This is a genomic window from Kribbella sp. NPDC031520, from assembly GCF_055580825.1.
Genome location: NZ_JBVIKS010000001.1, coordinates 1,501,576 through 1,514,681, shown reverse-complemented (window position 1 = coordinate 1,514,681; position 13,106 = coordinate 1,501,576). Strand labels below are relative to the sequence as shown.

At 68.9% G+C, this 13,106-nt stretch carries 14 protein-coding genes; 9 read left to right on the top strand and 5 right to left on the bottom strand.

What is annotated here, in order from left to right; genetic code table 11:
* Nucleotides 1-2: 2 nt before the first annotated feature.
* Nucleotides 3-704, bottom strand: a complete 702-nt coding sequence (locus tag ACZ5BU_RS07585; protein WP_465696387.1) for a TetR/AcrR family transcriptional regulator — start codon at nt 702-704, stop codon at nt 3-5.
* Between the two features lie 105 nt (nt 705-809).
* Here ACZ5BU_RS07585 and ACZ5BU_RS07580 point away from each other — a divergent pair, with 105 nt between their 5' ends.
* Nucleotides 810-1,982, top strand: coding sequence for a hypothetical protein (locus ACZ5BU_RS07580; protein WP_465696385.1), 1,173 nt, complete (start codon nt 810-812; stop codon nt 1,980-1,982).
* A gap of 253 nt (nt 1,983-2,235) precedes the next feature.
* Here the strand turns inward: ACZ5BU_RS07580 and ACZ5BU_RS07575 are convergent, their stop codons facing one another.
* The gene (locus ACZ5BU_RS07575; protein ID WP_465696383.1) at nt 2,236-3,414 is read right to left on the bottom strand and encodes an MFS transporter; all 1,179 of its coding nucleotides are present in this window, start codon (nt 3,412-3,414) and stop codon (nt 2,236-2,238) included.
* 124 nt (nt 3,415-3,538) lie between these two features.
* On the opposite strand from ACZ5BU_RS07575, the gene ACZ5BU_RS07570 reads away from it, so the two are divergent.
* Together ACZ5BU_RS07570 and ACZ5BU_RS07565 are read left to right on the top strand one after the other, a co-directional pair.
* The gene (locus tag ACZ5BU_RS07570; protein ID WP_387654471.1) at nt 3,539-3,988 is read left to right on the top strand and encodes a MarR family winged helix-turn-helix transcriptional regulator; all 450 of its coding nucleotides are present in this window, start codon (nt 3,539-3,541) and stop codon (nt 3,986-3,988) included.
* A gap of 1 nt (nt 3,989) precedes the next feature.
* Nucleotides 3,990-4,178 (top strand): DUF3099 domain-containing protein, encoded by a 189-nt coding sequence (locus ACZ5BU_RS07565; protein ID WP_465696381.1) that lies wholly within the window; start codon nt 3,990-3,992, stop codon nt 4,176-4,178.
* Here the strand turns inward: ACZ5BU_RS07565 and ACZ5BU_RS07560 are convergent.
* Nucleotides 4,163-5,095: a cation diffusion facilitator family transporter gene (locus tag ACZ5BU_RS07560; RefSeq protein WP_465696379.1), complete on the bottom strand. Its 933-nt coding sequence runs from the start codon at nt 5,093-5,095 to the stop codon at nt 4,163-4,165. The genes ACZ5BU_RS07565 and ACZ5BU_RS07560 overlap by 16 nt on opposite strands.
* Nucleotides 5,088-5,981 carry a LysR family transcriptional regulator gene (locus tag ACZ5BU_RS07555; protein WP_465696378.1) on the bottom strand — a complete coding sequence of 298 codons (894 nt, stop codon included), beginning with the start codon at nt 5,979-5,981 and terminating at the stop codon, nt 5,088-5,090. The genes ACZ5BU_RS07560 and ACZ5BU_RS07555 overlap by 8 nt, the downstream gene beginning before the upstream one ends.
* A gap of 71 nt (nt 5,982-6,052) precedes the next feature.
* Between ACZ5BU_RS07555 and ACZ5BU_RS07550 the strand changes: the two genes are divergently transcribed.
* The 6 genes from ACZ5BU_RS07550 to ACZ5BU_RS07525 all read left to right on the top strand — a co-directional run bounded on the left by ACZ5BU_RS07550 (nt 6,053) and on the right by ACZ5BU_RS07525 (nt 12,635).
* Nucleotides 6,053-7,105: an SDR family oxidoreductase gene (locus tag ACZ5BU_RS07550; RefSeq protein ID WP_465696376.1), complete on the top strand. Its 1,053-nt coding sequence runs from the start codon at nt 6,053-6,055 to the stop codon at nt 7,103-7,105.
* Nucleotides 7,106-7,133: 28 nt separating this feature from the next.
* On the top strand, nt 7,134-7,718 hold the full coding sequence (locus tag ACZ5BU_RS07545; RefSeq protein WP_465696725.1) for a helix-turn-helix domain-containing protein: 585 nt from the start codon (nt 7,134-7,136) through the stop codon (nt 7,716-7,718).
* 111 nt (nt 7,719-7,829) lie between these two features.
* Nucleotides 7,830-8,990: an NAD(P)/FAD-dependent oxidoreductase gene (locus ACZ5BU_RS07540; protein ID WP_465696374.1), complete on the top strand. Its 1,161-nt coding sequence runs from the start codon at nt 7,830-7,832 to the stop codon at nt 8,988-8,990.
* A complete protein-coding gene (locus ACZ5BU_RS07535) occupies nt 8,987-10,738 on the top strand; it encodes an FAD-dependent oxidoreductase (RefSeq protein ID WP_465696373.1) in 1,752 nt (583 codons plus the stop codon). Before ACZ5BU_RS07540 ends, ACZ5BU_RS07535 begins: the two co-directional genes overlap by 4 nt.
* Nucleotides 10,735-11,637: a dihydrodipicolinate synthase family protein gene (locus ACZ5BU_RS07530; protein WP_465696371.1), complete on the top strand. Its 903-nt coding sequence runs from the start codon at nt 10,735-10,737 to the stop codon at nt 11,635-11,637. Before ACZ5BU_RS07535 ends, ACZ5BU_RS07530 begins: the two co-directional genes overlap by 4 nt.
* On the top strand, nt 11,634-12,635 hold the full coding sequence (locus ACZ5BU_RS07525; protein WP_465696370.1) for a proline racemase family protein: 1,002 nt from the start codon (nt 11,634-11,636) through the stop codon (nt 12,633-12,635). Before ACZ5BU_RS07530 ends, ACZ5BU_RS07525 begins: the two co-directional genes overlap by 4 nt.
* A 53-nt stretch (nt 12,636-12,688) precedes the next feature.
* On the opposite strand, the gene ACZ5BU_RS07520 is transcribed toward ACZ5BU_RS07525, so the two are convergent.
* Nucleotides 12,689-13,036: a UBP-type zinc finger domain-containing protein gene (locus tag ACZ5BU_RS07520; protein WP_465696368.1), complete on the bottom strand. Its 348-nt coding sequence runs from the start codon at nt 13,034-13,036 to the stop codon at nt 12,689-12,691.
* Nucleotides 13,037-13,106 lie beyond the last annotated feature (70 nt).

Below are 13,106 nucleotides of genomic sequence, written 5' to 3'. Positions count from 1 at the left end.
CTCTAGAAGATCTGCCGTGGCCTGAGGCCGACGAGAATCACCCGCAGCCCGGAGGCGAAACGAGCCTCCGGGCCGGCGGTGCTCTCGCGGTTCAGGTACGCGGCCAGGTGCGTGGCGTCGACGCCCATCCGGTCTGCCGACTTCGACGCCCAGCGAAGTTCGTTCAGACCGCTGCGGCGTACCACCGAGAGCCACGCCGAGTCCGCAACCGCCGAGCCGATCAGGTAGTGGATGACCGCGGACACCGCCGAGTCCACGTGCGTGCCTTTGAAGCCGGCCGCGGCCAAGATGTTCTGCAGGCGGTCGGTGAGGGCTTGGTAGTTCGGCCCGAGCCCGGCATGCGTCGGGAGGAGTTGCGCGGCCCACGGGTGTTCCCACAGCGCCTGGTACGCCGCCATCAGGACGTCGGTCACCTGCTCGCGCCAATCGCCATCGGTCTCGACCAGTGCGTCGGCAAGGACGGTGTCGACGATCAACTCGAGTAGATCGTCCTTGGTCGCGATCCGCCAGTACAACGCGGACGTCGCCGCGGTACCGAGCTCGGCCGCCATCACCCGCATCGAGAACGCGTCCAGCCCGTCGCGGTCCAGGACCCTGATCGCGGCAGCGACGATGTCGTCCCGGCTCAGCCGGTTCCGTGTCGGCTCCGGCTCGTCCCGCAACCACACCGACCCCAGCGCCGTACGGCGGTCTGCTTCGCGCACTGAAACAGTGTGTCACAACCGAGAACACCGTTTCACGACCAAAGTCGGGCGGCCGGCGACCTCGGTAGGACGACCTTCGCGGCGGACCGGCGAAGACTCGAGGGCATGACGATCAACCGGGCTCAGTTCCTCGCCCTCGGGGCAGCCACGGCAGCTGGCGTCGCCACGGCAGCGGCGAGAGGCGCGACGGCGGCGGGAGTCGGGACCTCGGCGGGAGGCGCGACGCCAGCGGCCGGAGTCGCCAAGCCGGTCGCCGCCGCTGGGCCGCGTCGGCTCACGCTCAAGGGCGTCGCCTACGACACCGGCGGCGGTCCCGACGACAGCCGGGCACGTTGGCGGCCGAGCATCATGCGTGGCGAGATCCACGCGATCCGGCACCGCCTGCACGCGAACTGGGTCAGCATCTACGGCAGCGACGTACGACGGCTGATCGACACCGCGACCGTAGCGCTCGAGGCGGGCCTGACGGTGTCGATCCAGCCGCGGTCGTTCGACGAGCCGCAGGCGGCGGAGCTCGAGAAGCTGCGGCAGGTGGCGGTCGAGGCGGAGCGGCTGCGGAAACGGTACGACCGGGAGGTGATCCTGGTGGTCGGGTGCGAGTTCATGCTGTTCACGCCGGGGATCGTCCCGGGCGCGACCTTCTTCGAGCGGGTCGCGTACCTGACCAAGGGCGGGTTCGACATGGCGGTACTGCAACGGAGGTTCCGCGCGTTCACGGCCCGCATGGTGAAGGTTGCCCGCAGCAACTTCAAGGGGCGGGTCACGTACGGCGCGGCGTCGGATCTCGAACAGGTGGACTGGTCGGTCTTCGACCTCGTCGGGCTGGACTACTACTCGTACCACGAGCGCGCCGCGGACCACGCGAAGGAGCTCGCACCCTTCCGCAGGTGGAACAAGCCGATCCTGATCCTCGAGTTCGGGTGCTGCACGTTCACCGGCGCGGCGAAGCTCGGCGGAATGGGCTGGGACATCGTCGACTTCAGCGGTGACGTCCCGGTCATTCCACCGCAGTACGTCCGCAACGAGCAGGAACAGGCGGACCACCTGACCAACATGCTGCACGTCTTCGCGAACCAGGGCTTCCTGGGCGCGTCGCCGTACACGTTCATCTCCCCCGACGCGCCACACCGCCCGTACGACCGCCCGCACGACGAGGACATGGCCGCCTTCAGCCTGTGCAAGGTCCTCCGCTACGACGACACCAACCCGGCATCGCCGTACTACTGGCTACCGAAGAAGTCCTTCCACGCCGTGTCACGGGTGTATGTGAGCTCCTAGCGTCAGGCGCTCACGGAACCACGCTTGGTAGCCGGGCTGATCTGCGTACGGAAGCGCCAACTCGCACAGGTGCCGACACGGCCAGTCTTCGATCCCCGTGGTCCCATAAGCAGGCTCCTGCCGTTCGCTGCAGGCCGCACAGCCCTCGCGATACCCGCTGCGCTCCTCGCCTGCGCGGTCCGGCGGGTAGTAGAGGTACCGGAAGCGCTGCGGGCGGTGCTCGTCGAGCTGGTCCCACTCGGCTTCCGGCAGATCAGTGGCTTGCTTCGAGTGCTGGTGCGGGGGCGTGGGTGGTTCGGTCCAGGAGGCCAGAGGTAAGTGCGACGAGCAGGCCGGCAACAGCCAGGCCAGCGCCGACCCAGTTGGGGGCCGTGTAGCCAAGGCCGCGCTCGATGGTCAGCCCACCGAGGTACGCGCCCACAGCGTTGCCCAGGTTGAATGCGGCGATGTTGGCGGCGGACGCCAGCGCCGGAGCGCCCTGTGCCTTGTCCATAACGCGCTTCTGCAGCGGAGCGACCGTGGCGAAGCCGGCTGCACCGAAGAGCGCGATCGTCACGGCAGAAGGGATCTTGGCGTGTGCAGTGAAGACAAACACGACCAGTACGGCGGCCAGCAACGTCAGGATCAAGTACAGGCTAGGCATCAGCGACCGGTCCGCTGCCTTACCGCCCAGCAGGTTGCCAACAACGAGGCCGCCGCCAAAGAGAACAAGCAGCCAGGTCACAGCCCCGGCAGAGAAGCCCGCGACCTCCGTCATCATCGGAGCGATGTACGTGAACGAAGCGAACACCCCAGCGAACCCCAGCGCGGTCATCGCCAGTGCCAGCCACACCTGCAGGCTCTTGAAGACCGCCAGCTCACTGCGCAGACCCGGACCTTCCGCAGAACGCTGCCGCGGCACCAGGAACACAATGCCCAGCAGACCGATCACCCCGAGCGCCGTAACCGCCCAGAACGTCGACCGCCATCCGAACTGCTGGCCGAGCGCGGTGCCACCCGGTACCCCGAGCACGTTGGCGATCGTCAGCCCGGTGAACATCAGCGCGATCGCGCTCGCCTGCTTCGCCTTCGGTACCAGCGACGCCGCGACGACCGAGCCGACCCCGAAGAACGCACCGTGGGACAGCGCCGCCACGATCCGCCCGGTCATCAGCACGCCGTACGACGGAGCGACGGCCGAGAGCAGGTTGCCGACGATGAACACGCCCATCAGCGCGATCAGCACGGTCTTGCGGGAGACCTTGGAGCCGATCGCGGTGAGCAGCGGGGCGCCGACCACGACGCCCAGCGCGTAGCCGGAGATGAGCAGGCCGGCGGACGGGATGCTGACGCCGAAGTCGGTGGCGACCTCGGGCAGCAGCCCCATGACGACGAACTCGGTGGTGCCGATCCCGAACGCACCGATCGCCAGAGCCAGCAAGGCTGCGGGCATGACTCGAACTCTCCCTCGAATGTAGTCTTAAGACTGTTACCGGCGTGCGCGATAGTTGCACACGCTGGCTATTGCACAAGCGCTATGATCGCGCATGCAATCGTTAAGATCAAGTGGAGGTGCCGTGGGACTACCGGATGACGCCGCGGAGGCGCGGGCGCAGGGGTGGCGAACCCTGGCGGCGCTGCATGCCCGGATCGAGGACGAGCTGGAGCGCGCGCTGCAGAAGCAGCACGGGCTGTCCGTGAGCGAGTACAGCGTGCTGGACGTGCTGGCGCGGCAGGACGACTACCACCTACGCATGAACCAGCTCTCGAACGCTGTGGTGCTCAGCCAGTCGGCTACTACCCGCCTGGTGAACCGCCTGGAGGACCGCAAGCTGCTCCAGCGGTACCTGTGCCCGACGGACCGTCGTGGGATCTACACAGAGGTCACTGAGGCCGGCCGCGAGCTGCTGGACCAGGCCCAGCCGACACATGACGCCGTACTGACGTCTGCGCTGTCGACCGCAGCAGAGCTACCTGAGCTGTCCCCTCTGGTCCGTGCCCTGGGGAAGCTCCCGCTGACGGTGTGACATGGCCCGCAACTACGACAACCGCAAGCTGTACCTCCTGTTGATGGGCACATGCGCGACGCTGATCATCCTGGCGTGGTTCGTCGTCCGCCTGTTCTCCATCCCGGCAGCCATCGCCATGAGCGCAGTAGCAGCCGTGTTGCCCCCGGCTGCCGCCATCGTCGCCAACTGGGGTCACGACAAGCGCTGACGAGGGTCCCCGGGCGTCGGGTCGAGGTACAGGTGCCGGATGCTCGGGTGCTCCCGGCGTACTTTGACGTCGACCTGCTCGGCGAGCTGCTCGATCGCGGCGCCTGTCGTACCGGAGTCGACCAGGTCGACGGTCGCAACGACGAGCACCTGGTCCGGCGCCAGCCGCAGGCTGAGGAGTTCGACGACGTCGACGATCCCGGGCTGACCGGCAATGATCGCGCGGATCTCGCGCTGGACGTCGGCCGGCAGGGCGCGCCCGATCAGCATCGCCTTGTTGTCCCGGCCGAGCGTGAACGCGACAACGATCAGCAGTACGCCGATCGCGATCGAGGCGGCGCCGTCCCAGAGATGCTCGCCGGTGACGACAGCGAGGGTGACACCGACGGCTGCGATCACGAGGCCGACCAGGGCCGCTGAGTCCTCGAAGGCCACGGTCTTGACCGCGGGCTCGGCGCTGCGGAGCTGCTGGCGCAGTGGCACGCCGGTTTCCCGGGCCTCCCGCCGCAGCTGCAGCATCGCCCGCAGCCACGAGCTTCCTTCGAACACGAACGAGATCCCGAGCACCGGATAGATCACCGCGAGCGCCGCGATCGGCTGCGGCGCGAAGATCGACCGCAGACCCTCGGTGATCGAGAAGCCGGCGCCGAGGACGAGGATGCCGACGGCGGCGAGCAGCGACCAGAAGTACCGCTCCATCCCGTAGCCGAAGGGATGCTGGTCGTCGGCCGGCTTCCGGCTGCGGTGCAGCGCCGTCAGGAGAAAAGCTTGGTTGAGGGTGTCCGCAACCGAGTGCGCCGCCTCCGCGAGCAGCGCCGTGGATCCGGAAAGCAGCCCGGCGACGACCTTTGCGATCGCGATCGCCAGGTTCGCAGCACCGGCCAGCAGGACTGTGCCGTCCGACTCTTTCTCAGCCATCACCTTCGCGTGCCCGCAGCCCTGCTGAATGAAACAGAACGTCCATGAATGCGGCCGCCAGTGGGTCAGGGGTGCTGCGGGTGTACGCCGTCAGCGTGCGGCGGACGGGTGGTTCCGGATGGAGCACGTGCCCGTCGAAGTCCTTCGGAAGGATGTTGTCGGGCACCAGCGCGGGCCCAAGGCCTGCCGCGGCCAACGCGGGCGCTGCGGCTGTCTGCTCAGTCCGTACGGCGATGCGCGGCTCGAAGCCGGCTTGTGCGCAGGCGTTGTCAAGAACGTCTGACAGACCGTGGCCTGGTGCGTAGTGGACCCAGGAGCGGTCCTTGAGGTCGTGAAGCTTCACGGTGTCGCCCGTGGCGGCAGGGTCGTCGGCCGCGACGACAACGACGAGCTCCTCGGTGCCTAGTACACGCGTGAAGCCGGACCAGTTCGCAGGCGCAGGGCCGACGGCAAGGTCGGCCTGGCCGGCGTTCATGGCGTCGATGAGCTCGTCGGTATGGCGGTGCTCGAAGAGGCGGATGCCGACGTTCGGACGGGTCTGGCGCCATTGGCGCAGTGCAGCAGGTAGTACGCCCAGGGTGATCGAGTAGAGCGTCGCGATCTGGAGTTCGCCGACCTCGAGACCGGCAGCCTGGCGGGCGGCGCATTGCGCACGCTCCGCGTCGGCCAGCGTTGCCCGCGCGTGCGGGAGCATCGCACGGCCGGTCGGGGTGAGGCGGATCGTACGAGGGAGCCGTTCGAGCAGCGGGCCGCCGGCGGAGCGTTCGAGCGCGCGGATCTGATGGGAGAGCGCGGGCTGCGTGACGTGCAGGAGCTCGGCGGCCTTCGTGAACGAGCCCTCGCTGACCACGGTGACGAAGTACTCGAGCTGCCTCAGCGTTGCCATGAGCTCAGCTTATGAGTTCGGTGAAAACAATGCCTTGGTTTTATCTCCGCAGGTCAGCAACGCTGTTCGGCATGGAGAACGTTGCGTTGGTGGTCGGTGCCCGGGGAGTCATCGGGACGAATCTGGTCGAACATCTGGCGCCCCTGCCGGACTGGCGGGTGATCGGGCTGTCGCGGCGCGGCGGTACCGACGTACCCGGCCGGGTCCGTCAGGTCGCGGTGGATCTGCTCGACCCGGACGACACCCGCGCGAAGCTGTCGGGGCTGACCGACGTGACGCACGTGTTCTACGTCGCCTACCAGGACCGGCCGACCTGGGCCGAGCTCGTACCGCCGAACCTCGCGATGCTGGTGAACGTCGTCGACGCGATCGAACCGGTCGCGCGCGGTCTGCGGCACGTCAGCCTGATGCAGGGCTACAAGGTGTACGGCGCGCATCTCGGCCCGTTCAAAACGCCGGCCCGCGAGGACGATCCGCCGCATCTGCCGCCCGAGTTCAACGTCGACCAGCAGCGCTTCCTGGAGGAACGTCAGCAGGGCAAGCCGTGGACGTGGTCGGCGCTGCGCCCTTCTGTGGTTGGAGGTTCGGCGCTTGGCAACCCGATGAACCTCGCGGTCGCGATCGCCGTCTACGCCTCACTGTCGAAGGAACTCGGCGTACCGTTGCGGTTCCCGGGCAAGGCCGGCGCGTACCACTCGCTGCTGGAGCTGACCGACGCCGGACTGTTGGCCAAGGCAACGGTATGGGCGGCGACCGCGCCGGCCGCGGCGAACCAGGCGTTCAACATCACGAACGGCGACCTGTTCCGGTGGAGTGAGTTGTGGCCTCGCTTGGCGAGTTGGTTCGGGCTGGAGGTCGCACCGCCGCTGCAGCTGTCGCTGCAGGACGTGATGGCCGACAAGGAACCGGTGTGGAAGCAGCTCCAGGCGACGCACGACCTTGCCGCGACGTCGTTCGCCGAGGTGTCGTCGTGGCCGTTCGCCGACTTCGTGTTCGGATGGGACTACGACTTCTTCGCCGACGCCTCGAAGTCACGCCGGGCCGGGTTCCACGAGTACGTCGACACCGAGCAGATGTTCTACGACATCTTCACCGACCTGCGGCGGCGCCGCGTCATTCCGTGAATGTGGCATGCTCCCCGGTGTGACGGCGATGGGTGCGGGAAAGCTGCTCGGGACGAACCTGCGGGCGCGGCGGGACGAACAAGGGATCTCGCTGTCCGAGCTGGCCCGGCGGTCCGGGATCGCGAAGGGCACGCTGTCCCAGCTGGAGTCCGGCGCGGGCAACCCCACGATCGAGACGGTGTTCAGTTTGTCGAACGCTCTGGGGGTGCCGGTGTCCGCGCTGCTGGCCGAGTCGCCGGCTGCCGACGTGGTGCTGGTCCGGTCCGCGGAGGTCGACGTACTGTCCGGAGACGCGATCGACCTGCGGATGCTCCGGCGGCTCGAGCACCCGGGCGGGCTGTTCGAGATCTACAACCAGGAGATCCGGCCGGACGCCGTTCAGCAGTCCGACGGACATCCGGGGACGGAGCACCACATCGTTCTGTCCGGGCGCCTGCGCATCAATGCTCATGGGCAGAACGCGGATCTGGGACCGGGCGACTACCTGGCGTTCCGGGCGGCGGGGCCGCATTCGTACGAGGCGCTGGACGGGCCGGTGCGATCGGTCCTGCTGCTCGAGTACCCGCCGGACGTGTACCCGGCGGCGGCCGGCGGACCCCATCTGCAGGGATAGTTCCGGAAAAGGTCCGGGTGCGGTCCGGTTGGGTACATTGACCGGCGGTCGGAGGCACGCGTAATCTCGGAGTCGTTCATTTTAGCGAACGTCTTGCCCGAGGAGGCCGTCATGCACCGGTCCGCGACACCCGACGTGGTGGTGGTCGGCGCGGGCATGGTCGGGGCCGCGTGCGCGGAAGCGCTGTCGGCCGCCGGGGTGCGGGTGCTGGTGATCGACCGCGACGGGCCCGCTTCGGGGACGACGGCGTCCGGCGAGGGCAATGTGCTGGTCTCGGACAAGGAGCCCGGTCCGGAGCTGGAGCTCGCGGTCGCGTCGCGCGCGGAGTGGGACGTGGTGCTCGGGCGGCTGCCCGCGCGGGTCGCGGACGTGGAGTGGGAGGCGAAGGGCGGCGTCGTGGTGGCGACCGGCGACCCGGAGCCGTTGACCGCGTTCGCCGCGAAGCAGCGGGAGGCCGGGGTCGATGCGCGGGTGATCACGCCCGCTGAGGTGTTCGAGCTCGAGCCGTTGCTCACGCCACGGGTGACGATCGGCGTGCATTACCCGGACGACGCGCAGGTGCAGCCGGTGCTGGCCGCGACCGCGTTGCTGGCGGCGGTCCGCGAGCGCGGCGGTGACGTGCGATCGGGGGTCACCGCGCTCGGGATCAGACAGTCACGGGGCCGGGTCGTCGGCGTGGACACGAGCGACGGCGACATCGCGTGCGGCGCGGTCGTGAACGCGTGCGGTCCGTGGGCGGGTGCGTTCAGTACGGCGGCCGGCGCACGGATCGAGGTGCTGCCGCGGCGCGGGATGATCCTGGTCACGGCGCCGCTGCCGGAGTGCGTGCGGCACAAGGTGTACGACGCCGACTACGTGGGTGCTGTCGGCAGCGGGGACGCCGAGCTGCAGACGTCCACGGTGGTCGAGTCGACCCGCGGCGGGACGGTGCTGATCGGGTCGAGCCGTGAGCGGATCGGGTTCGACGACAGCGTGAAGGTGCGGGTCCTGCAGGAGTTGGCGAGCAAGGCGGTCGGGCTGTTCCCGTTCCTCGGTGACGTCCCGGTGATGCGTACGTACGGTGGCTTCCGTCCGTATGCGCCGGATCATCTGCCGGTGATCGGTCCCGATCCGCGCGTGCTGGGGCTGTGGCACGCGACCGGTCACGAAGGCGCGGGCATCGGGTTGGCGCCGGCGACCGGGCGGCTGATCACGGAGCAGTTCCTCGGCCTGGCGCCGCATCTCGATCCGTCCCCGTTCCGGGTCGACCGTCCGGCGGTGATCGCCGCATGACCGCGTACCAGCGGCCTCGTCCGGGCGACCCGGCCGGCGTCGAGCGGCCGCCGAGCGTGTTGGTGACCGTCGACGGCCAGCCGGTCACGGCAGCTGCCGGTCAGACCGTGGCCGCCGTACTGCTGGCGAATGGTCGTGACACCTGGCGTACGACGCGCCTCAACGACCGTCCGCGCGGCACGTTCTGCGGTATCGGGGCCTGCTACGACTGCCTCGTCACGGTGAACGGTCTGCCTGACACGCGGGCCTGCCAGCGCACGGTGCAAGCGAACGACGCGATCACTACACAGCAGGGCGCTGTCCTGCCTACAACGGCTGACAGCCCGCCTGAGGACGCAGTTGCGGCCAGGAGTGCGGATGTCGTTGTGGTAGGCGCTGGACCAGCTGGGATCGCTGCGGCGCTTGCGGCTGCGGAGGCTGGAGCCGACGTGCTGTTGGTGGACAACGGGCAGGCGGTAGGCGGGCAGTTCAACCGGCAGCTGCCGGTTGAACTCGCGGCGCGGCGGCCTGATCGGTTGCAGCACGGGTGGAAGAGCTTCGCGGCGCAGCGGGACCAGATCGTGGCGTCGCCGCGGATCACCCACCTGACCGAGACGTCTGTGTGGGCCATCGAGGGGCATCGGCTGTGGGCGCAGCAAGGTCCCGCCGATGCGGCAGGGCGTACGCCGTTTCCGATCGATGCCAAGGCTATGGTGCTGGCGACCGGTGCGTACGACCGCGTGCTGCCGTTCCCTGGATGGGATCTGCCTGGCGTCTACACCGCGGGAGCCGCGCAGGCGCTGGCGAAAGGGCAGCGGATCTCGGTCGGTCGTCGCGTTCTGGTCGCCGGCACCGGACCGTTCCTGCTGCCCGTCGCCGAGTCCCTCGTCGGTGTTGGCGCAGAGGTTGTCGCGCTGCTGGAGGCCAACTCGCTCGCGACCGTCCGCAAGGGCTGGTCGGCCGACCCGACGGTTGCCGCCGGCAAGCTTCGGGAGGCGGCCGGGTACGCCGCGGTGCTGGCCCGGCACCGGATCCCGCTCCGGCACGGCTGGACGGTTGTCGCTGCGCATGGCGCCGACCACGTCGAGGCCGTCACCGTCGCGCGCTTGGACGCGACCTGGCGGGTGATCCCTGGCACCGAGCGGCGGATCGAGGCCGACGCCGTCTGTCTCGGGTTCGGCTTCACGGCCAACCTGGAGCTGGCCGTCGCTGTTGGTTGTGAACTCGCCACCGCTCCGGACGGCGGACCCGCGGTGACGGTCGACGCCAACCAGCAGACCAGCGCCTCGGGAGTGTTCGCGGCCGGTGAGCTGACCGGTGTTGCGGGAGCCGTTCCGTCAACGGCAGAAGGCGAAGTGGCTGGTGCAGCTGCCGCGCAATTCGCCTCGGGTGTAACACCGAACGCCGACCCACGGGCGCGGAGCGCCGTACTCAAAGGGCAACGGCTCGCCTCGGCCCTCGCCCGGGCGTATCCGGTGCGGGACGGGTGGAAGACCTGGGGTACGGCGGAGACGCTGGTCTGCCGCTGCGAAGAAGTGACCCGTGGCGACCTCGAGGACGCCGCCGCGGATCGAGGTCTGGGCGACGGCAGGGCAATGAAGCTCAGCAGTCGCGCGGGCCTCGGGATGTGTCAGGGGCGGGTGTGTTCGCGGAACGTCGCCGCCCTGCTGGCCGAGCCAGGTGCCGTACCGAAGCCGAGCATGAAACGACCGATCGCCGTACCCGTGAGGCTGCGGGATCTGGCCAGAGCGCAGGAGGAACAACCATGAGCGAAAAGCTGGAAGGCGTGATCGTCGCGACCGCGCTGCCGTACGCCGAGGACGCGTCGGCGCCGGCCGGGCTACGGCCGGACCTGGACAAGTACGCCGAGCACTGCCGGTGGCTGGTGCAGAACGGCTGCCGCGGTGTCGGGCCGAACGGGTCCCTGGGGGAGTACTCGTCGCTCACCGACGACGAGCGCCGGGCCGTGGCGAGGACCGCGATCGAGGCGGTCGGCGACGAAGGCGTGGTGGTCGTCGGCGTCCACGGTGCCGGCTCGCACCAGGCACGTGCCTGGGCGGAGAAGGCGGCCGAGGACGGCGCGGACGGTGTGCTCTGCCTGCCGCCGACGATGTACCGGGCGAACCGTGGTGAGGTGATCGCGCACTTCACCGAGGTCGCGAAGGCCGGTCTGCCGGTGATGGTCTACAACAACCCGCTCGACACCAAGGTCGATCTGACGCCGGACCTGCTGGCCGAGATCGCCCAGATCGAGAACGTCGTCGCGGTGAAGGAGTTCTCCGGCGACGTCCGCCGGATCCTGGAGATCCGGGAGCTGGCGCCGGACCTGGCCGTCATCGCGGGTGCCGACGACCTGACGCTCGAGGCGCTGCTGATGGGCGCGACCGGTTGGTTCGCCGGGTTCCCGAACGTGTTCCCGAAGGAATCGGTCCGGTTGTACAACCTCGCCCTCGAAGGCAAGCTGGAAGAGGCCCGGGCGCTGTACGAGCCGCTGGTCGCCGCGTTTCGATGGGACTCGCGGACCGAGTTCGTGCAGGCGATCAAGTACGGCATGGACTACGTCGGCCGGTTCGGCGGACCGTGCCGCCCACCACGCGGGCCGTTGGTGCCCGAGCACGTCGCGCAGCTGGAGCTGGACATGAAGAAGGCAGTGGAGTCACTGGCATGAGGTCCGTCCGGACGATCACTGCGATCGACTCGCACACCGAGGGCATGCCGACCCGCGTCGTCACCGGCGGCGTCGGCGTCATCCCGGGCGCGACGATGGCCGAGCGCCGCGAGTACTTCGTGAAGCACCTCGACGACCTGCGGTTGTTCCTGGTGAACGAGCCACGTGGTCACGCCGCGATGAGCGGCGCGATCCTGCAGCCGCCGACCCGGTCCGACGCGGACTGGGGCGTGCTGTACATCGAGGTCTCCGGCTGCCTGCCGATGTGCGGTCACGGCACGATCGGAGTGGCCACCGTGCTGGTCGAGTCCGGCATGGTCGAGGTGACCGAGCCGGTGACAAAGGTTCGGTTGGACACGCCGGCCGGGCTCGTCGTCGTGGATGTTGCTGTGAGCAACGGACGGGCGGAGCGCGTGACGCTGCGGAACGTCCCGTCGTACTCGCATGCGCTGGATGCCTCGGTCGACGTGCCGGGGCTGGGCAAGGTCACGTACGACCTGGCGTACGGCGGGAACTTCTACGCGATCCTGCCGCTGGAACAGCTCGGCATCCCGTTCGACCGGGCGGAGAAGGACCGCATCCTGAAGGCCGGCCTGGACATCATGGACGCGATCAACGCCACCGATCGTCCGGTGCATCCGCTCGATCCGGGGATCAACGGCTGCAAGCACGTGCAGTTCACCGCTCCGGGCGAGAACGGCGCCGACTCCCGCAACGCGATGACGATCCACCCCGGCTGGTTCGACCGTTCCCCGTGCGGCACGGGTACGTCGGCCCGGATGGCGCAACTGCACGCGCGGGGCGAGCTCGCCCTGGACACGGACTTCGTCAACGAGTCGTTCATCGGCACCCGCTTCACCGGCCGCCTCGTCGAGGAAACCACGGTCGGTCCACACGTCGGCGTCGTACCAACAGTCACCGGCCGAGCCTGGATCACCGGCACCGCCAACTACCTCCTAGATCCCGACGACCCGTTCCCCACCGGCTTCGTCCTCTGAGAGCCGCGCCGGATCGTACGGTCCGGCGCACGGATTGCCACGCCCGCCCCAGGTCAGCGGTGCAGCTTGCTCTGCCAGTCGTCGGGGACGTTGCCGCCGGGGACGGACTGCGTCTCGGGGCGGGAGACAGGCGGGGCCAGCTCCGGGCCGTCGTAGTACTGCGACTCGCCGTAGTGCCAGAACCAGTCCTCGCCGGGCTCGAAGCTGCGGACGATCTGGTGGCCGGTTTCGGCGGCGTGCGCCGACGCGTGCTGAGCCGGCGACGAGTCGCAGCAGCCGATGTGACCGCACTGCGCGCAGCGCCGCAGATGGAACCACCAACCGTCGACGGCCAAACACTCCACGCATCCGGTACTGCTCGGGGGGACTGTGCTGTCGATACCAGGCGTTCCAGAAGTCATACGGCACATCCTGACCGGTCCACCCGCCCCGGACAAGCGACGTTTGTAGGACACCTCCTGTCCGCTACCT